This is a genomic window from Paenarthrobacter sp. NPDC058040, assembly GCF_042885775.1.
Classification (GTDB): Bacteria; Actinomycetota; Actinomycetes; order Actinomycetales; family Micrococcaceae; genus Arthrobacter.
This window is the reverse complement of record NZ_JBHVRN010000006.1, coordinates 265,432-284,907: the sequence shown is the minus strand read 5'-3', so window position 1 is coordinate 284,907 and position 19,476 is coordinate 265,432. Positions and strand designations below refer to the sequence as shown.

Here is a 19,476-nt window from a genome sequence, read left to right as displayed (position 1 = left end):
GAAGGATTAGTGAAACCACGATCATCACCATCCGGGCTGACTGGGGGAACAGCCGCCCACATGAGCCGGCGCCTCCTGCTTGGTACCGGCATGGCACTGGGGCTCGGCGGTCTAATGACCGCCTGTCGCAGCGGCCAACCCAGCATCCTCGCCAGCGTGTCAGGGCCGCCCCGCGCAGGAGGCCGGCTGCGAGTGGGACTCTCAGGGGGCGGCGCGGCAGATAGCCTGGACGCGCATTCCCCGGTCAGCACCACTGACATTGCCCGGGTATTGAACCTGTACGAAGGCCTTCTCTACCGGGACGAAAACTACGAGCTCCGCCCATTGCTGGCCACCAGTGCCACAGCCTCGGAAGATGCCAAAGTTTGGACGGTCGGTCTTCGCAACGACGTCCGGTTCCATGACGGGCGGCCCATGACAAGCCGGGACGTGGCCGCAACGTTCAAGCGCATCACCGATCCCAAGAAACCAAAAACCGGCGCCTCGTCGCTGACCGTTCTGGACGAAGTAGTAATCGTTGATGACTTCACGGTCGAGTTCCGGCTGAACACGCCCACCGCGACCTTCGATGACTCCCTGGGCCAGTACTCCCTGGGCATCGTTCCGGCAGATTACAACCCCACCAACCCCATCGGCACCGGACCGTTCAAGTACCAATCGTTCTCTCCGGGACGCAGCAGTCTCTTTGTGCGCAACGACGGGTACTGGCGCCACAACGAGCCATACCTGGACGAACTGGAAATCCTCAACTTCAACGACAACGACGCCCTGCTCAACGCGTTGCTCTCCACCCAGGTCGATGCCATCGGACAGATCCCGCTGGCGCTGCTGGAAGTCATCGGCGCAGACCCCCGCATCAGCATTTTGAACTCAGAAACGGGAATGTGGCTGCCCTTCAGCATGCGGGTAGACAAGGCACCCTTCAATGACAACCGCGTCCGGCAAGCCTTCCGCCTGGCAGTTGACAGGGAACAGATGGTCGAACAGGTTCTCAGCGGAAACGGGCGGGTGGGCAACGACCTGTACTCCCCCTTCGACCCCGGCTATCCCAAACACCTACCCCAACGAACACAAGACATCGGCCAGGCAAAGGCGCTGCTTGCCGAAGCAGGATACCCAAACGGGCTCACCGTTGAGCTCGTCACCGCTCCTATCCAAGCCGGCGCCGTCGAAGCAGCGCAGGTATTTGCCCAACAAGCCGCCGCAGCGGGCATCACGGTCAATCTGCGTCGGGTCGATACGACGACGTTCTTCGGGGACGGTTACCTGACCTGGGACTTTGCCCAGTCCTTCTGGTACACCCGCAACTTCCTCCCCCAGGTCAACAACAGCTCCCTGCCTACCTCACCTTTCAACGAAACCCACTGGAACCACGCCGAGTTCGCCCGGCTCGTGGCCGAAGCCAACGCAACCGTCAACGCCGACAAGCGCAACAGCTTGATCTCTCAAGCTCAGGAAATCGAATACAACGAAGGTGGATACATCATCTGGGGCCACCCGAATCAAGCCGATGCCTATCAGAGATACGTGGCCGGGCTCGTGCCCAGCCGTACGGGACTGGCACTTTCAGGATTTCAATTCCGCCGCGCTTGGTTGGGAGAAGTCAAATGACCCAGGTAGTCCTTCGACGGCTGGCGACCAGCCTCTTGATCCTGTTCGCCGTGTCGCTCCTCGTATTCATCGCAACACTCCTGCTGCCGGGCGATCCAGCCCAGGCAATCCTCGGTCAGCAAGCAACACCTGAGCGCTTGGCCGCACTTCGAGAGCAAATGCACCTTAACGATCCCGTGTGGCAGCGTTACCTCTCATGGCTCGGAGGCCTCAGTGTCGGAGATTTCGGCATTTCGGCCGCGTCCGGAGGCCCGGTCACGGCGCTCCTAGGCGAACGCATCGGTGCGTCCTTGGTGCTCCTGGGGGCCGCTGCCCTGATCAGTATTCCTGCGGGCCTGCTGTTGGGAACCTACAGCGCACTGCGTAAAGGCCGGACAGGAGACCACATCACCACCGGAATCAGCCTGGTTCTGGCCGCCCTTCCCGAGTTCGTCATCGGGGTGGGGCTCATCACCTTGTTTTCGACGACGGTCTTCCCCATCCTGCCGTCAGTGACCATGGCCCCGCCTGGTGAAGCTGTGTGGAACTATCCAACCCAGCTGGTCCTTCCCACCCTCACCCTGGTTCTGGTAGTCACTCCCTACATCACCCGGATGGTGCGGGCGACCATGCTGGAAGTGCTGGACTCAGGCTACGTTGAAATGGCCCGTCGCAAAGGCGTACCTGAACGTCAGGTCATACTTCGCCATGCTCTGCCGCACGCGCTCTCCCCGGTCGCCCAGGTAATCGCCATCCAGCTGGCTTGGATGGCAGGTGGAGTAGTTGTCATTGAGTTCCTCTTCCGCTATCCCGGCATAGGCCAAGCACTGGTGGACGCCGTCGCAAACCGCGACGTCCAGGTAGTGCAAACACTTTCGATCCTGATCGCAGGGGTATACATCCTGGTCAACCTCCTTGCCGACATGGTCGGCATCGTGACCAATCCCAAACTACGCACGGGAGGAGCCCGATGAGCGTCGTCACTGCACCCAAGCCAGTCACGCAAAACGCCGTTGCGCCGCAGGGACTGCTGCGTCGGATGATCCGTCAACGACAAGCGAAAGTCGGCCTGGCCCTGACGGGAATCATCGTCGTCGTTGCCTTGTTCGGTCCGCTGATTCTTCCCTGGATCACCGGGTACACCAGCACTGAATTTGTTGGCCGGCCATTTAGGCCCGACGGGCTGTTAGGCACGGACAATCTGGGACGCGACGTGCTCACCCGTTTCCTGGACGGCGGCCTGCGCCTGCTGCTCTTTGCCAGCCTCGCTACATTGCTGGGCATGGTGATCGGGAGCATGCTCGGGATGGTGGCGGCCTACCGTGGCGGATGGGTGGACAGCCTCATCATGCGCACGAACGACATCTTCCTGGCCCTGCCCCAACTGGTGTTTGCTCTCTTGGCCATCACTGTCCTGGGGCCCCAGAACTGGGTCCTTGTCACCGTTATCGGCGTAACCCACGCACCGCGCATCGCCCGGGTAGCACGTGCCGCGACGGCAGCCGTCGTCACCGAAGACTACATCCGGGCCTCGGAAATGTACGCCGTCCCCAAATGGAGAATCGTAGTGCTGGAAGTCCTGCCCAACATCACCGGCCCCCTCATGGTGGAACTGGGACTTCGCCTCACCTACTCAATCGGCGCCCTGGCATCCCTGTCCTTCCTGGGCCTCGGCATGCAACCCCCAACGGCCGACTGGGGACTGATGATCAACGAGAACCGCATTGCCCTCGCGGTACAACCATGGGGAGTCATACTGCCTGTCCTAGCCATCGCAGTCCTCACCGTCGGCACCAATCTCATCACCGATTCATTGGCCCGCGCCTCCGCCAACCTCAATGAGGGAGAAAGCAAATGAGCACAACCGTTGCGGAGCCGGCAACAGCCACCAAACCCGTGCTGAGCGCACGCGATCTTCGCATAGCTACCACCTCAGGACACGAGATTCTCCACGGCGTATCCTTTAGCCTCCTGCCGGGAAAAATCCTTGCTTTGGTGGGCGAATCCGGCTCCGGCAAAACAACTGCCGGGCTCGCATGCCTGGGTCACTTACGCCGCGGTCTGAAACGTGTAGGCGGCGGCGTGCATCTGTCCGGCGCACAAGCCAGCATCCTCAGCCTGCCGGAACCCGAGCGGCGAAAGCTCCGCGGCGGCTCAATCTCCTATGTACCGCAGGATCCAGCCCTGTCGTTGAATCCCGCCATGCCGATCGGGCGTCAAATCAGGGAGGTCCTGGACGCCCACCACTACGGAGCAACCGAGGAAGACCGCCGCAAGCGGACCGCTGAAGTTCTCGCTGAAGTCGGTTTGGACAACGGCCGGTCTTACCAGCGCCGGTATCCGCACCAGCTCTCCGGTGGACAACAGCAACGCGTAGGCATCGCGATGGCCTTCGCCTGCAGACCAGCGGTCATGGTCCTCGACGAACCCACCACGGGTTTGGACGTCACTACACAGGCTCTGGTCCTCCAGACCATAGCCGGATTGGCCGAACGCCACGGCGTGGCCGGCCTGTACATCACCCACGACCTTGCGGTCGTAGCAAAGGTTGCCGACGAGGTTGTTGTCATGCTCTCCGGGGAGGTGGTGGAAAAAGGCCCGACAGCCCAGGTGCTCTATCGACCCCAACACGAATACACGCGAAAACTGCTGAGCGCAGTCCCGGATCTTGCCGGCAAACGACAAGTAGGCCACGTCTCGGTCGTCACCCGGGACCTCCCTGCCCCCACCGCAGCTTCGGCCCCTGTGGCGGGCAGCAAGCAGGCTCCCGCTGTGATTTCGCCTGATTCCGACATCCTCTTGGAGGTCAAAGGGTTGAAATTGTCCTACAGGGAGATCCCGGTGCTCGACGGCATCGATCTCAAGCTCGCCCGTGGAGAGTCGATGATGCTCCTCGGGGAGTCAGGTTCAGGCAAGACCACTCTTTCGCGCTGCATTGCAGGACTCAACAAGGACTACAGCGGGACACTCCGGTTCGATGGGCACGAATTGCTCCCAAGTACACGTTCCCGGACTGCTCAACAACGGCAGCAGGTCCAATACGTGTTTCAGAGCCCGTTCTCGTCATTGAACCCCCGCCGAACAGTCGGCGAATCCATCGAAGTCCCGCTTCAAACGTTCGGCAACCTAAACCGGAAACAGCGCCGGATACGCGTTCGCGAAGCACTTGATCAGGTTCGTTTGGGCGAGAGCTATCTGACCCGCCGGCCAGGAGATCTCAGCGGGGGCCAACGACAGCGAGTCGCCATCGCCCGCGCGCTGGTCAACGCACCCTCACTGCTGGTATGCGATGAGATAACGTCGGCCCTCGACGTCTCCGTCCAAGCATCAATCATCGACCTGCTACGGACCCTGCAATCCGAAACAGGCATGTCCATGCTCTTCGTCACACACAACATCTGCCTCGCCCGGCACATTTCACAGCGGTTGGCAGTCCTGCAGCAGGGACGGATCGTCGATTACGGCATGACCGATGAAGTACTTCAAGACCCCCGCCACGACTACACAAAGGAACTGCTGGCGCATGTACCCACACTGTAGAGTCCTGCTCCTTCAGAATCCGACCGCGAGGTGAGCACGCAGATCGGCCAGTCACGGCAAACACCGGAACATGACGAACGTGCACTGGAAGCCAACGTCGACGTGTTCCGCCGGTGGCTGGCCATCAACCGAGGTAAGCAATTCGAAGACTACGCCAGTCTTCAGCGCTGGTCAGCCAGTGACGTCAGGGATTTCTGGGGAGCCCTCTGGGCCTTTTTCGACATCGAGGCCTACTCCCGACACGAATGTGTCCTCGTCGAAGAGACGATGCCGGGCGCCCAGTGGTTCCCGGGCGCAACGCTGAACTATGTTGACCAGGTTTTTCGGCACAGGCGGGCCGACCAGGCAGCCATCATCGAAGAAGGCGAGCCGGGTGGCTCTGGTCGGCGCATCCTGACGTGGGATCAACTTAAAGATCGAGTCGCCGCCGTCGCCGAGACGCTACGCCGAAGCGGCGTCGGAGCTGGGGACTGCGTCGTCGCGTATTTGCCCAACATCAGTGAGACCGTCATTTCTCTTTTGGCGGCCGCCAGCCTTGGCGCAATCTGGGGCTTGAGCGGGCAGGACTACCCGGCACCGGCAGCCCTCAACCGCCTCGGCCAGCTCAAGCCCAAGGTGCTCATCGCAGCAGACGGGTACCGATACGGCGGCAAGTCCCACGACCGACGGGAAGCAATCTCTTACCTTCAAACCAATATCCCTTCATTGGAAACAACCATCATCGTCTCCCGATTGGGGCTGCCGACGGACCACCTCGAACCAGCCATTCCCTGGACGCAGGCCAGTGCCGGGAGTCCAGCACTGCAGACCATTCCCGTGCCGTTCGACCATCCGTTATGGGTGGTCTTTTCCTCCGGCACGACCGGCCGCCCAAAAGGGATCGTTCACTCACACGGTGGTGTCCTGCTCGAACACCTGAAATCCATGTCTTTCCATCTCGACCTGAACCCTGGCGATGTGTACTTCTGGTACACCTCGCCGAGCTGGATGATGTGGAACTTCCAGGTGGCCGGATTGCTGGTTGGTGCAACGATCATCTGCTACGACGGAAGCCCTACCTACCCCGATAGCGGCGCAATTTGGCGGATAGCGGACAACCACGAGGTTTCGTTCCTAGGAACGAGCCCGGGGTATCTGCAGGCTTGCGAAAAAGACGATCTGTCCCCAGCTTTCACCCACAGCCTCGGCGCACTAAGAACCCTGGGGTTTACGGGTTCCATACTGCCCTCTGCCTCAAACGCCTGGGTCGCCGCTCATGTCGGATCGGCCTTGCGCGTCGCATCCATGTCGGGAGGAACCGACGTCGTCACCGCGTTCGCCACGTCTGCTCCTACCGTCCCAGTCAACCCAGGAGAAATCTCCGCCATCGCCCTTGGGGCGTCACTCGAATCCAGAGACGAAAGGGGCACAAGCCTCATTGGCGCGGCAGGTCAGCTGGTCCTGACCAAGCCCATGCCATCGATGCCACTGTTTTTTTGGGATGATCCCCATGGTGAGCGCTATCGCCGTGCCTACTTCGAGGACAGCCCAGGCATATGGCAGCACGGTGACTCTGCGACCATCAGTAGCCGTGGAACTGTCACCATCCACGGACGATCCGATGCCACGCTCAACCGCAATGGCGTTCGGATGGGCAGCTCTGAAATTTACCAGGCAGTCGAGAAACTGCCGCAGATTCGAGAGTCGCTGGTCATCGGAGTGGAAAAGCCCGACGGAACATACTGGATGCCACTGTTTGTCGCTCTTGCCGAGGGCGCCACTCTGAATAACGATCTGATCGGCTCGATCAAAGAAATAATCCGCAAAGAGGCATCCCCGCGACACGTACCTGATGAAATCATCACCGCACCAGGTATCCCTCACACTCGCACAGGCAAGAAGTTGGAGATTCCCGTCAAAAGGATATTCCAAGGCGCTGATCCAGGGACCATATTTGACGGTCAATCCATCGACGATGCCAGTGTTCTGCAGTGGTACATCGCGCTTGCCAGCTGTACTGCCCAGGGACGTTGGCCGGGACGGTGTGAGTGAGATTTCCGGCATGTCGAAGGACTCCCTGCTGATTGTTGCCGGCGTGATGGCGTCCTGGCGAGAACATCGCCATCCCCATTAGCAGCACCGAATACTCCCAGGTCAACGCCGAATTCACCTAGGTCACGCATAGAACGGGCCCACCGACATGCTCGGTGCCGGCGTCATCGCAGGCTGGCCCAAAAGCGAGCCAGCACACCGTTTCGCACCGTGAAGATCACGTGAAGAAGCACATCGCCGCGTTGCTCCCCATTGCGGTAACACGGACCGATTCGGACATGAAACGTAGCCCTTGTCTACGTGGGAACGCACGCCGAAATGCAATTCCGGGGCAACAAAAAACGGCTTGTACTGTCGGTTCTCAATCGCAGCCGCACACCCGGCGCTGGCTGCATGGAGGCAGTTACACGCACAGGAGCATGGGTCATGAGTGATCTTGGTACGTCCATCGAAAGCGGCAGGCCGCCGCGCAAAAAATGGCCATGGTTGGTAGGGGCAACGGCCTTGGTTGCCGCTGTGGCCATCACGTGGGGAGTCTCCGCCTCGGCAGTCCAGACAGTGGCCGACGACGGCAAGCCCAGCAGCGGCGGAACCCTTGAGTTCGGCCTGCTCGACTTCCAACGCAGCCCGGATCCCCACTGGGGCACCAACTATGCGGAGTCCATCATTGGCAACAACGTCACGGACAAGCTCACGTGGCAGGACCCGGAGTCCGGCGACATCAAGCCGTGGCTCGCCGAATCGTGGGAAACCAACAGCAACCTCACGGAATTCACGTTCCACCTCCGCAAGGACGTAACGTTCAGCGACGGCACGCCGTTCAACGCGGCCGCGGTCAAGGCGAACTTCGACCAGTACGTTCGCGGCGACAAGGCCTTGGGCATCAATCCGAACGGCGCCCCCTTGCTGCCCGGCTACGTCGAGACGGCCACCCCGGATGAGTTCACGGCGGTGGTGAAGTTCGACAAGCCGAGCGCCAGCTTCCTCCAAGCGTCCTCGTTCACCGCAAACGCCCAGCCAGGCTTCCTGTCCCTGTCGACGCTGGCCAAGAGCGCCGAGGAACGAACCAACCCCAAGAACATCATCGGCACGGGTCCGTTTGTCTATGAATCCTGGCAGCCCCAGGCCAAGACTGTCCTGGTGAAGCGCGAAGGCTACAACTGGTCGCCGCCGTCCATCAACCACCAGGGCGCAGCGTATCTGGACAAGATCGTCTTCAACACCATCCCCGAGGCCAGTGTCCGTACTGGTTCCCTGAAGTCCGGCACGATCGATGCCACCCTGGACGTCGGAACCACGGATGAGCAGCCTTTGACGAGCGCCGGCTTCGAGATTATCTCGCGCCAGGTTTCCGGCACCGCGATCTACTTCAACTTCAACGCCTCCCTCTTCCCCACCAACGACCTCGCCGTCCGCAAAGCCATCCAGCTCGGCTGGAACCGTGAGGCGATCGAGAAGACCGTCCTCACGCCGTCGTACTCCACCGCTACCTCCGTACTGGCGCCGTCGGTCAAGGGCTACGCGGACTACAGCGGTTCGGTCCTGAAGTACGACCAGGACAAGGCAGCAAAGATCCTCAACGATGCCGGCTGGGTCCCTGGCCCGGACGGCATCCGCATCAAGGATGGACAGCGCCTGGCCATCAAACTTCTGGGCATCAACAACCTGGTGGTCAACAAGCCGGCCTACGAGTCGATCCAGCAGGACTTGAAGAAGATCGGCATCGACCTGCAGCTGACGGTAGTCCCGATCCCGGACTACTCCGCCAACGTGGCCAAGGCCAAAACGGATTGGAACATCACAGCGGCCAACCGTTCCCGTAACGATCCCGCGGTCCTGAACCTGCAGTACAGCCCCAAGCTCGGCAACGGCGCCTACCTCTCGCCGGACTTCCAAGGCTATGACGAGGTTGTCACCAAGCTCGGAAACCTGGAACTCACGCTGGATCCGGCCACCCGCAACCGGTATGCGAAGGACGCCCAGGACCTCCTGCTGGACAAGTACGCCCTGGTCAACCCGGTGTACAACCCGTCCCAGGTGATCGCCCACGCCAAGTACGTGCACGGGATCATCTTTGATGCCCAGTCCCGGAACCACTTTGTGGACACCTGGAAGAGCAACGGCAAGTAGATGTCGCAGCTGCATATCAACGTCAACATCCTCAACGCAGGAGTGTTCGGTGGTTCCTGGCGCGTGCCGGAGAACCACCCGCTCTCCGCCTACACCCTGGAGCACTACGTCGGGATCGCGAAGAAGGCCGAAGAAGCAAAGCTGGACGCCGTTTTCCTGGCCGACAGCCCCGTCATCGAGGCTGACATCGAGCACCGCCCGGGCAACAGCTTCGAGCCGAGCGTCCTGCTGTCGAGGATCGCGGCGGAGACCAGCAGCATCGGCCTCATCGGCACCTTTTCGTCCAGCTATAACGACGCCGATGAGCTCGCCTTCCGATTGGCCGGCCTCGACGCCATCAGTGGTGGCCGTTTTGGTTGGAACGTCGTGACCACTGCCGGCTCCGCTGCCGCTGCCAACTTTGGCCGCGGCAGCGAGCCGGACCATGGGGGCCGCTACCAGCGAGCCAGTGAGGTCACCGGCCAGGTTGTCGCGGCTTGGGCGGCCGGCCCCGACGGCGGGCTCCCGTCGTCACCCCAGGGGCGTCCCGTGGTCGTGCAGGCCGGGGCCTCGCGGTCCGGCATCCGCCTGGCCGGCGAACATGCCGAGGTCATCTTCACCGCGGCCCAGACCCTGGACGAAGCGCTGGCGTTCCGCGAGGCCATCAACCAGCAGGCTGCGGAATTCGGCAGGCGGCCCGAGGAAATCGCCATCCTTCCGGGGTTGTCCACGGTGGTGGGCAGCACGGAGGCGGAGGCGCAGGAACGACGGCGGCAGCTGGCCGGGCTTGTCCCGTTGCCTTATGCGATTGCCCGCCTGGGCGGACAGCTCGGCATCGACCTGAACGGCGTTGACCTGGACTCGCCCGTGGACCGGCAAGGCCTGCCCGAGGAAGAGGCAGCTGCAGGTTCCAAAACGTTCTACCGCATGGTCCTGGGCATCATTGAGCGCGAAAAGCCCACGTACCGGCAGTTGCTCCACAAGCTGGGCGGCGGAGCAGGCCACAGGATCGTGGTGGGCACCCCGGAACAGATCGCGGACGACATCGAGCACTGGTTCAAGGCCGGGGCAGCTGATGGCTTCAACGTGATGCCGGACGCCTTGCCCAGCGGCTTTGACCATTTTGCGGACCAGGTGGTTCCGGAGCTGCAACGCCGGGGCCTGTTCCGTACCGACTACACCGGCACGACCTTGCGGGATCACCTGGGCTTGCCGTTGCAACCGCTGGGAACCGGGGTAAGCGCTGAACTGGTGGGCGCCGTATCCCAAGGAGGAGCATCGTGACTTTGTCCTCGCGCATCATCGTTGGATTCCCGGTCCCTGGGAAGGACGCAGACCCGAGAACGATCGTCGCTGCCGCCCGCGACGCCGCCGAGGCCGTGGCGGAAGGATTCGGCGCCCTCCTTCTTCCCGAACTTCTCCCAGGCGTGGACAGCACCACGCCTGGGCTCGATCCGAGCATCCTCGCGGGCCTCCTCAGCGCCTACGACACGGCCCCGCGCATCATCGTAGAAGCCCGGACATCACGGCATGCGCCGTTCAATCTGGCCCGCCGGACACAGACACTCAACCGACTGAGCGGCGGCCGCGTCGGCCTGTTCCTGCGGGACACGGGCGTGGACCCTGTGACAGCAGCTTCGGGCACCGTCCAGGAACACGCAGGGTTGTCCACCGAGTACGCCGAGGTCCTGGAGCGCTTGTGGTCGAGTTTCCCGGAGGACGCCCTGATCGGCGACCGGGAGGCAGGCCGGCTGGCCGACCCCGCGCGGCTCGTACCGCCGTCGTTCGTTGGTGACGTCTACTCGGTGGCAGGCGCACTCAACGTACCGCTGCCCCCTGAACACCGGGCCGTGGTCCTGACCGAGGACAGCGGCTCCATCCGTGGCTTCCGCGCCGTGACCTGGACGCCGAACGGCACAGGCGGGCCAGGCCAACTTTCAGGTGATCCGGCCCGCGTCGCCGCCGCGCTGCAGGAAGGCACGACGACGGCGGGCTGGCTGCTGCGCGTCGACGTCCCCGCCGGGCAGCTCACCGGAAAGCTCTGGGAACTCGGGGCGGCCCTCGGCGGCGCCGAGGCGTCGAACGATGGCACCATCCGCGAGTGGCTGTCCGAAATCACCGATGGAGCCACCAACCAGGATTTCAACAGTAGGGAACTGCACGCACATGCCCGATGACCAGCTGACCACCCACGAATTCGGTTTCAGCACCGAACAGGTGCACGTGGGGTACCAAGGCGAACGGGGGCACGGCGCCCGGATCACGCCGCTGTACCTGAGCGCCGGCTTCGTGTTCAACGACTTCGACCATGCCCAAGCCCGATTCGCCGGCTCGGATCCCGGCTACGTCTATTCAAGAATCAACAACCCCACCAACGCGGCCGTGGAGCAACTCATCGCGGCGTTGGAGCATGGGGCCGGGGCAACCTTGGTGGGCAGCGGGCAGGCCGCTGTCAGCGTGGGCCTGCTGGGCGTCCTCAAATCCGGTGACCATTTCCTCAGCGCACCCAGCATCTACGAGGGGACGCGGGCACTGTTCCGTGGGAACTTCCGCCGGTTCGGCATCGAGGTGGAATTCGTTGACGATCCAAACAATCCCGAGGATTGGCATCGCCGCGTGCGACCCAACACGCGACTGTTCTACGGCGAGGCGATTCCCAACCCGAAGAACGATCTCATCGACGTTGAGGCGATCGCAGCGGCCGCCCACCACAACGGCGTCCCGTTCGCCATCGACAGCACCATCACCACGCCGTACTTGCTGCGGCCCATTGATTACGGCGCGGACATCGTACTGCACTCCACCAGCAAGTTCCTGGCCGGGCACGGCAACTCGATCGGCGGTGTGGTGGTGGACGCCGGACGCTTCGACTGGGCAGCCCACGCCGACAAGTACCCGCACCTCAGCGAACCGATCCACGCCGAAACGGGCGATCCCACCACGTGGATCGACAAGTTCGGAGCCAAGGCCAACTTCGCCTTCACCCGGGCCGTGGTGGCCGGACGGCTTGGCACCAGCCTCTCGCCGTTCAACGCTTTCCTGGTACAGCAAGGCATCGAAACCCTGTCGCTGCGCTTGGACAAACACTCAAGCAATGCCCTCGCGATCGCCACGTGGTTGGAGCATCAACCGGAAGTCTCCAGCGTGGACTACCCCGGCCTTCCCTCCAGCCCGCACTTCGGGTTGGCGCAAAAGTACCTGACGCGGGGACAGGGTTCGGTCTTCGCGTTCACCCTCAAGGACGGCGAAGAAGCGGCCAAAACGTTCTATAACGCCGTGGAGGTCTTCACCCGGATGACCCATATCGGCGATGTCCGCTCCCTGATCCTGCACCCGCCCACCACCACGCACTCCAAGCTCAGCCAGGAGGAACGGGACCAAGCAGGGATCCACCCGGGCCTGATCCGCTTGTCCGTGGGCATCGAAGACGTCGCGGACCTCATCGCCGACTTGCACCGGGCTTTCCGTGTACTCCGCGGAGAGAACCCGGCGTCGCTGCGTGGCGGCAAGGGCGCGGCCGAACTGACCCCGGCGGACGGGCTGTGAGCGTCGCAAGCCGGGTTGAGACTCCGGCGACCAGCCCTACCGCCATCCGTGCCGCCGTCGAGCCTGTCCTGGAAAGCCTGCGCGCATCGTCTGCCGGGCGGGATACGGAACGTTCCCATCCTTTTGCGGAGATCCGTGCCCTGGCCGAGGCGGGAATCCTGCGTTACCGCGTCCCCGTTGCCGACGGCGGAGCCGGGGCGTCCATCCGTAAACTCACCGAGTTGGTGGTGGAGCTCGGCGCGGCGGACTCGAATGTGGCCCAGGCCCTGCGCCCCGGATTCCTGGTGGCCGACGGCCTCGCCACGGGGCTGCTCGGCGGGCACAAACGTGAGCGCACGCTGGAGCGGGTCCTGGCCGGTGATTTGTTCGCGGGGACCCGCAACGAAGCCACCGGCGCACCCGGAAGCGTCGCGACACGGCTCACCAACAGCGGCGGAACGCTCACCGTCACCGGCGAAAAGTATTACAGCACCGGCGGCTTGCACGCGCAGTGGTTCTCCGGCAGCGCCCTGGACGATGCCGGTGAGCTGGTGGTCTTCACGGTCCCCACCGACCGGGATGGCGTGGAGCTCGTGGACGATTTCGACGCCGTCGGGCAACGGCTGACGGCCAGTGGCACCACCCGCCTGACTCACGTCAGCGTGGACCCCGACGACGTCGAACCGGTTCCAGCCGCGGGCCGGCACCCGCACGGCTCGCTGGCACACCTGTACCTGGCAGCGACGCTCGCGGGAATTGCAGAGGCCGTCCGGTACGACGCCGTCCGGGTGGTCCGCGAGGTCACCCGGCCCATCAAGCACTCAACGGCCAGCCGCAGCGCCGACGATCCCTATGTACGCCAGGCGATAGGCCGTATCGCCACGGCGGCGTTCACCGCGCGCGCCCAGGTCGTGGCTGCTGCCGAACAGCTGGACGCCTACTGGGCCGCCCCGGCGGAGGCCGACGGCGTCACGGCAACCATCGCCGTCGCACAAGCCTATGTAGGGGCCGGCGAGCAGGCGCTGCACGCCGCCGAGGTGCTGTTCGACGTCGGCGGCGGTACCTTGACCCGCCGCGAACACAACCTGGACCGGCACTGGCGAAATGCCCGGACGGTAGCCAACCACAATCCCCGCGGCTGGAAGACCGCGGCCATCGGCGCCTGGCTGGTGGCCGACGAGCCGCCGCCCGCCAACGGACTGTTCTGAAACCCGAAGGAGAAACACAGTGACGGAAGAAGCACCAACCACGGAGTACGGCCGGCTTGGCCGCAGCGGCGTCCGGGTGAGCCGGCTGACGCTGGGAACCATGAACTTCGGCGGGCCCACGGGCCGTGAGGACTCCTTGGGGATCATCCGCTCGGCCCTGGACGCCGGGATCAACACCATCGACACCGCCGATGTCTACAACCAGGGCGTCAGCGAGGAAATCGTGGGCGAGGCCATCGCCGGACGCCGCGGCGACGTTGTGCTGGCCACCAAGTTCCACGGGCAGATCGGCTCCAACCCGCTGCATTCCGGCAACTCGCGCCGCTGGATCTTCGAGGCCGTGGAAGGAAGCCTGCGAAGGCTCCGCACCGACTATATCGACCTCTACCAGGCGCACCGGCCTGATCCGCACACCGACCTGCTGGAGACGTTGACCGCGCTGGATGACCTCGTGCGCCAGGGAAAGATCCGCTATTACGGCACCAGCACTTTCGGCGCCGACCAGGTGGTGGAGGCCCAACTGCTCGCCCGTCAGCACAACCTGACACCTCCCCTGACGGAACAGGTACCCTACTCTGCCTTGATCCGCCTGGTGGAGCGCACCACCTTGCCGGTGGCCCGGAAGTACGGCCTGGGTGTCCTTAGCTACGGCCCGCTGGCCGCGGGATGGCTGAACGGCGCCTACCGCGAGGGCGGCGCGCAGCCGGAGTCGGTCCGCGCCGCCCGCGCCTGGGAGGGAAGATTCGACGTCGATGCTCCCGAGAACTCCCGGAAACTCGCCGCGGCCGAACGGCTGGCGCTGATCGCGGACGACGCCGGGATCACCGTCCCGGCCTTGGCCCTCGCCTTCGCGCTGAACCACCCGGCGATTTCCTCCGTGATCGTTGGTCCACGCACCCAGGAGCATCTGGATGCCTACCTGAAGTCCTCCGCCACCATCCTCAGCGAGCAGGTCCTCGACCAGATCGACCGGGCCATCGCGCCCGGCACCACCTTCCTGGAGCGGGACAACGGTCGCATCCCGGACGAACTCACCCCTGCCGGCCTCCGCCGCACCCGCTAGACCTCCACCCGAAAGGCTTCCCATGACGTACACACCTTCTGATTCCCGTTACAGCACGCTCAACTGGCGCCAGGCCGGTTCAAGTGGCCTGACCCTCCCCGAGTTCTCCTTCGGTCTCTGGCAGAAGTTCGGCGACCGCACGCCCTACGAAACGCAACGCGAAATCCTGCTGGCGGCCTTTGACGCCGGCATCACCCACTTCGACATCGCCAACCGCTACGGCCCGCCCTTCCGCGCCGCCGAGAAGAACTTCGGCCGGCTCCTGCGCGAAGACCTCGGTGCGTGGCGCGACGAGATCGTCATCTCCACCAAGGCCGGAAACCCCGTGGGCCCCAGCCCGTACCTTCGCGGAGGATCCCGGAAGAACCTCCTGCAGAGCCTTGACCACAGCCTCCGGGATCTCGGCGTGGACTACGTGGATGTCTTCTACTCGCACAGCCCGGACCTCTCCGTGCCATTGGAGGAAACGGTGGGCGCCCTGGTCAGCGCAGTGCAGTCAGGCAAGGCGCTCTACGTCGGCATCTCGAACTACTCCGCAGAAAGGGCACACCAGGCCGCTGTGCTGCTCAGGGAAGCCGGCGTCCCGCTGGTCCTGCACCAGCCGCGCTACTCGATCTTCGATCGCCGGATCGAAATCGACGACATCCTGGGCCAGTCGGCAGCCGACGGCGTAGGCCTCATCACCTATTCGCCGCTGGCACAGGGCCTCCTCACGGACAAGTACCTCGACGGCGGAGTCCCCGCCGGTGCGCGCGCGGCCAACAGCGACTTCCTCTCGGTGGACGACATCACCGACGAATACCGCGAACGGGTGACGGCCCTCAATGATGTTGCCCAGCAGCGCGGCCAGTCCTTGGCCCAGCTGGCGCTGCAGTGGGTGCTCCGCCGCCCGGAGGTCACCACGGCCTTGATCGGTGCCAGCTCGGTGGAGCAGTTGCACCACAATCTCCAAGCACCTTCCTTCGCTCCCCTGACGGACGAGGAACTGGACCTCATTGACCTGCACGGTGTCCACGGCACCGGGCTCCGCACCAGGTGAGCCAGGTGGTGGGCGGCCTGGCATCGCCCGTTGCTCCGGCTCCCGTTTTGGCCGGGAAGCAGCTCGGTTTCCTGCTCCATCTGGACAGCGACCTGGATCCGGCAACGTCCTACCGGCAAGCCATCGAGCTGTTCCAGTTGGCCGAGGAACTGGGCTATGACTCAGGCTGGGTGATCCAACGGCACTTCCGGCAGGGGAACGAGCACGTGTCCGCGCCCCTGGTCCTGCTGGCAGCCATCGCCCAGCACACCAGCCGTATCCGTTTGGGGACGGGCGTGCTGGTGCTGCCGTTGGAGGATCCCCTGCGTGTGGCCGAAGATGCGGCCACCGTGGATGTCCTGAGCGGCGGACGTTTGGAGTTGGGCATCGGTTCGGGGCCCTTTGCCGGGGCGTGGGAAGCTTTCGGCAAGGACCTGAACCAGCGGCACGAACTGTGGGAGCAAAGCGTCGCCCGCCTCCATGAAGTCCTTGAGGGCACCGCGCTGAACAGCCTCGGCGAAGTCCTCCACCCACCGGGAACGGCACTTCGCCAACGGCTGTGGCAGGCGACCTCGAGTTCGCCGGAACACGCCATCGCCCAGGCCCGCGCAGCCGGTGCCGCAGGTGACGGTTTGCAGCTGTCCCGTGCCACCGATTGGAACAGGCAACAGGGCCCCGAGGCGCAATCCGTACTGGTGGACGCCTATCGTTCGGCGCTCCCCGAGGGTGTGGAACCGCGGGTCCTGGTGTCCCGCGCCGTCTACCCGGATGCCAGCCATGAGGCTGCACTGTCCAAGCTGTCCGATGGAGCACGCCGCTGGCAGAGCTGGTTGGGGAACCTCGGCCGGGAAGGCGTGGCCGACGTGACCCCGGAAGAGTACCTCGTAAAGGACCACACCCGGTTCGGAAACCCCCGGCACATCGCCGAGGGGCTGGCCGGGGACGCCGGAGTCGCAGCAGGCACGGAACTCCTGGTCAGCTTCCCGCCCGCAGTACCTCCGCTGGCCGAGCATAAGCGCCTGCTGCAAGCTGCCGCCGTCGAGCTTGCTCCGCAACTGGGCTGGGAGCCGAAGCGATGACCTTCCACCTGAATCTCTCACTCATGACGCCAGGGCATTTCCGGGGTGCGTGGCGGCTTGAAGGCCGTGATCCGATGGCGTGGATCGATGTGCCGCGGTACAGGGAACTGGCCCGGGCCGCCGAAGAGGCTCGGATCCACGCGATCTTCCTGGGCGATTCGCCGGGACTGGGGACGTCCATCGCGGACCATCCCGAATCCGGCCTTGAACCCACCATCCTGTTCGCGAACGTGCTTGCCGGTACGCAGCACCTGGGCGCGATCGCGACGGCAAGCAGTACCTACAACAGTCCGTACAACCTGGCCCGGCGTTACCTCGCGTTGGACCATGTAACGGGTGGCCGGGCGGCGTTCAACATCGTCACGACGTTTGCGCCGCATGCCGCTGCTGCCTTCGGGTACACGCAAACGCCGGAGAAATCCGAGCGGTACCGCAGGGCTGACGAATTCGCCCGGGTGGTCCTCTCACTGTGGGACGGCTGGGATGCGGACGCGCTCGACGGCGACAAGTCCAGTGGGCGGTTTGCCCACCTTGGGCGGATCAACCGACTGGATCACGACGGGGAGTTCTTCCGGGTGGCGGGCGCGCTGTCCGTGCCGCCGTCCCCGCAGCGCAGACCCGTGCTGGTCCAGGCGGGTGGTTCGCCCGGTGGGTTGGCACTTGCGGCCAACTGGGCCGACGTCGTCTTCACCGCTGGCCAAACCATTGAAGAAGCTGCCTCTTTCCGCCGGGATACCAAGGCACGCGCGGCCGCTGCCGGCCGGTCACCCGCCCAGGTCCTCACTTCCTTGGGTGTGATCGTGCTGGTGGCAGGCAGCGAAGGCGAGGCCCGCCGTCGTACGGAACAACTCGTGGCCACAACGGACCTGGACGCGGCAGCCGCCGGCGTCGCGTATCAGTTGGGGCTGCCTCCCAGGAGCCTCACACCGGACACTGTGCTCACCTTGGGCCTGATTGACGACGCCGGCGCTCCCCCGGCGTCCGACGGTTTCCACCGGAGCACCCGGGCTTTGGTGGCGAAGCAGCCACTCACGGTTCGCGAACTCATCACCCGGTCCGCAGGCGGCGCCGGGCACCGGCTCCTGGCCGGAACCCCGGAACGGATCGCCGACGACCTTGAACACTGGTACCGGTCCGGGGCCGCCGACGGCTTCACCATCATGCCTGCCGACACAGCCGTGGAATTTGACCGCTTCACCTCAGGGGTGGTCCCCATCCTGCAACGCCGGGGCCTGTTCCAGCGCGACTACGCGGGGACGACGCTGCGGGAAAACCTGGGGCTCGATCCCCTGGTGCCGGGTGCGGACCGCGAGCGCGCCCGCCTGGCACCAACGAAGGAAGGAAAACTGTGGTCCGCTATATCTCGCTGAAAGTCGGCCGTGCGCTGTTCGTCGTCTGGGCGGCGTTCACGGTGACCTTCGTGTTGCTCTTCGTATTGCCGGCCGACCCGGTGGACCTGCTGTTCGATCCTGCGGAAATAAACACGGTTCCGCAGGAAGTCAGGGACCAGGTGGCGGCGTCCTATGGCTTCAACCAGCCCGTCATCCTTCAGTACCTCAACCGGTTGGGCCACGCGTTGATTGGCGATTTCGGGAATTCGGTTGGCTCCGGGCGGCGGGTCACGGAGTCGCTCTTCGAGGTGCTGCCCAATACGCTGATCCTCGCGGCGGGGGCGCTGGTGCTGGCCATCCTTATCGGGTTTGGCATTGCCCTGCTGGCCACCAGCACGCGTCTTCCGTGGCTGCGGAACCTGGTGGAGTCCCTGCCCTCGGCATCCGTTTCCATCCCGGTATTCATGTTCGGGATCCTGCTCCTGCAGTTCTTCTCCTTCACGCTGGGCTGGTTCCCGTCCTTCGGCGACCACGGCTGGCAAAGCCTGGTGCTGCCCCTCATCACGCTGGCGATTCCGGTCTCCGGTCCCATCGCCCAGCTATTGGTGGGGAGCTTCGCCGAGGAGTTCCACTCCGGCTACGTGACCACCAGCTTCGCCAAGGGCAACACGCGCGGCGGGATCATCCTGGGCGACGTGTTCCGGAACGCCAGCCTGCCCGCCCTCACCATTGCCGGCATCACCTTCGGAAACCTGATCGCGGGGGCCGTCATCACGGAGACCGTCTTTGCACGGTCCGGGGTTGGCCGGCTGACGCAGCAAGCCATCAACACCCTCGATGTCCCACTGGTCCAAGGCATCATCGTCTTCGTCGCGGCCAGCTTTGCGCTCATCAACCTGGCGGTGGACCTGGTCTACCCGCTCCTTGATCCACGGCTGAGGGCGTCCCTTGCCATCCAACCCGTCCGAACAGCGTGAGGCAG

At 64.0% G+C, this 19,476-nt stretch carries 15 protein-coding genes; all 15 read left to right on the top strand.

The annotated features are described in order from the left end of the window. Positions 1–90: 90 nt before the first annotated feature. The 15 genes from ACFVSJ_RS10540 to ACFVSJ_RS10470 all read left to right on the top strand — a co-directional run bounded on the left by ACFVSJ_RS10540 (position 91) and on the right by ACFVSJ_RS10470 (position 19,471). The gene (locus ACFVSJ_RS10540) at positions 91–1,611 is read left to right on the top strand and encodes an ABC transporter substrate-binding protein (protein ID WP_387436708.1); all 1,521 of its coding nucleotides are present in this window, start codon (positions 91–93) and stop codon (positions 1,609–1,611) included. Further along, positions 1,608–2,564: an ABC transporter permease gene (locus tag ACFVSJ_RS10535; protein ID WP_387436634.1), complete on the top strand. Its 957-nt coding sequence runs from the start codon at positions 1,608–1,610 to the stop codon at positions 2,562–2,564. Before ACFVSJ_RS10540 ends, ACFVSJ_RS10535 begins: the two co-directional genes overlap by 4 nt. Then, on the top strand, positions 2,561–3,448 hold the full coding sequence (locus ACFVSJ_RS10530) for an ABC transporter permease (protein ID WP_387436632.1): 888 nt from the start codon (positions 2,561–2,563) through the stop codon (positions 3,446–3,448). The genes ACFVSJ_RS10535 and ACFVSJ_RS10530 overlap by 4 nt, the downstream gene beginning before the upstream one ends. Then, positions 3,445–5,130: a dipeptide ABC transporter ATP-binding protein gene (locus ACFVSJ_RS10525; protein ID WP_387436630.1), complete on the top strand. Its 1,686-nt coding sequence runs from the start codon at positions 3,445–3,447 to the stop codon at positions 5,128–5,130. The genes ACFVSJ_RS10530 and ACFVSJ_RS10525 overlap by 4 nt, the downstream gene beginning before the upstream one ends. Before the next feature lie 30 nt (positions 5,131–5,160). Further along, the gene (locus tag ACFVSJ_RS10520; RefSeq protein ID WP_387436628.1) at positions 5,161–7,161 is read left to right on the top strand and encodes an acetoacetate--CoA ligase; all 2,001 of its coding nucleotides are present in this window, start codon (positions 5,161–5,163) and stop codon (positions 7,159–7,161) included. 426 nt (positions 7,162–7,587) lie between these two features. Further along, a complete protein-coding gene (locus tag ACFVSJ_RS10515) occupies positions 7,588–9,291 on the top strand; it encodes an ABC transporter substrate-binding protein (protein WP_387436626.1) in 1,704 nt (567 codons plus the stop codon). Further along, positions 9,292–10,554, top strand: a complete 1,263-nt coding sequence (locus ACFVSJ_RS10510) for an LLM class flavin-dependent oxidoreductase (RefSeq protein ID WP_387436624.1) — start codon at positions 9,292–9,294, stop codon at positions 10,552–10,554. It begins immediately after the preceding gene. Further along, the gene (locus ACFVSJ_RS10505; RefSeq protein ID WP_387436622.1) at positions 10,551–11,447 is read left to right on the top strand and encodes a hypothetical protein; all 897 of its coding nucleotides are present in this window, start codon (positions 10,551–10,553) and stop codon (positions 11,445–11,447) included. The genes ACFVSJ_RS10510 and ACFVSJ_RS10505 overlap by 4 nt, the downstream gene beginning before the upstream one ends. Next, positions 11,437–12,816 carry an O-acetylhomoserine aminocarboxypropyltransferase/cysteine synthase family protein gene (locus ACFVSJ_RS10500; RefSeq protein ID WP_387436620.1) on the top strand — a complete coding sequence of 460 codons (1,380 nt, stop codon included), beginning with the start codon at positions 11,437–11,439 and terminating at the stop codon, positions 12,814–12,816. The genes ACFVSJ_RS10505 and ACFVSJ_RS10500 overlap by 11 nt, the downstream gene beginning before the upstream one ends. Continuing rightward, complete coding sequence (locus ACFVSJ_RS10495) at positions 12,813–14,003, top strand: acyl-CoA dehydrogenase (protein WP_387436618.1); 1,191 nt, start codon at positions 12,813–12,815, stop codon at positions 14,001–14,003. The genes ACFVSJ_RS10500 and ACFVSJ_RS10495 overlap by 4 nt, the downstream gene beginning before the upstream one ends. A gap of 19 nt (positions 14,004–14,022) precedes the next feature. Continuing rightward, the gene (locus ACFVSJ_RS10490; protein WP_387436616.1) at positions 14,023–15,066 is read left to right on the top strand and encodes an aldo/keto reductase; all 1,044 of its coding nucleotides are present in this window, start codon (positions 14,023–14,025) and stop codon (positions 15,064–15,066) included. A 22-nt stretch (positions 15,067–15,088) separates the two neighbouring features. Then, a complete protein-coding gene (locus ACFVSJ_RS10485) occupies positions 15,089–16,105 on the top strand; it encodes an aldo/keto reductase (protein WP_387436614.1) in 1,017 nt (338 codons plus the stop codon). Further along, positions 16,102–17,163, top strand: a complete 1,062-nt coding sequence (locus ACFVSJ_RS10480) for an LLM class flavin-dependent oxidoreductase (protein WP_387436612.1) — start codon at positions 16,102–16,104, stop codon at positions 17,161–17,163. Before ACFVSJ_RS10485 ends, ACFVSJ_RS10480 begins: the two co-directional genes overlap by 4 nt. Next, positions 17,160–18,533, top strand: a complete 1,374-nt coding sequence (locus ACFVSJ_RS10475) for an NtaA/DmoA family FMN-dependent monooxygenase (protein WP_387436610.1) — start codon at positions 17,160–17,162, stop codon at positions 18,531–18,533. The genes ACFVSJ_RS10480 and ACFVSJ_RS10475 overlap by 4 nt, the downstream gene beginning before the upstream one ends. Then, positions 18,512–19,471 (top strand): ABC transporter permease, encoded by a 960-nt coding sequence (locus ACFVSJ_RS10470; protein ID WP_387436608.1) that lies wholly within the window; start codon positions 18,512–18,514, stop codon positions 19,469–19,471. Before ACFVSJ_RS10475 ends, ACFVSJ_RS10470 begins: the two co-directional genes overlap by 22 nt. The last annotated feature ends 5 nt before the right edge of the window (positions 19,472–19,476 follow it).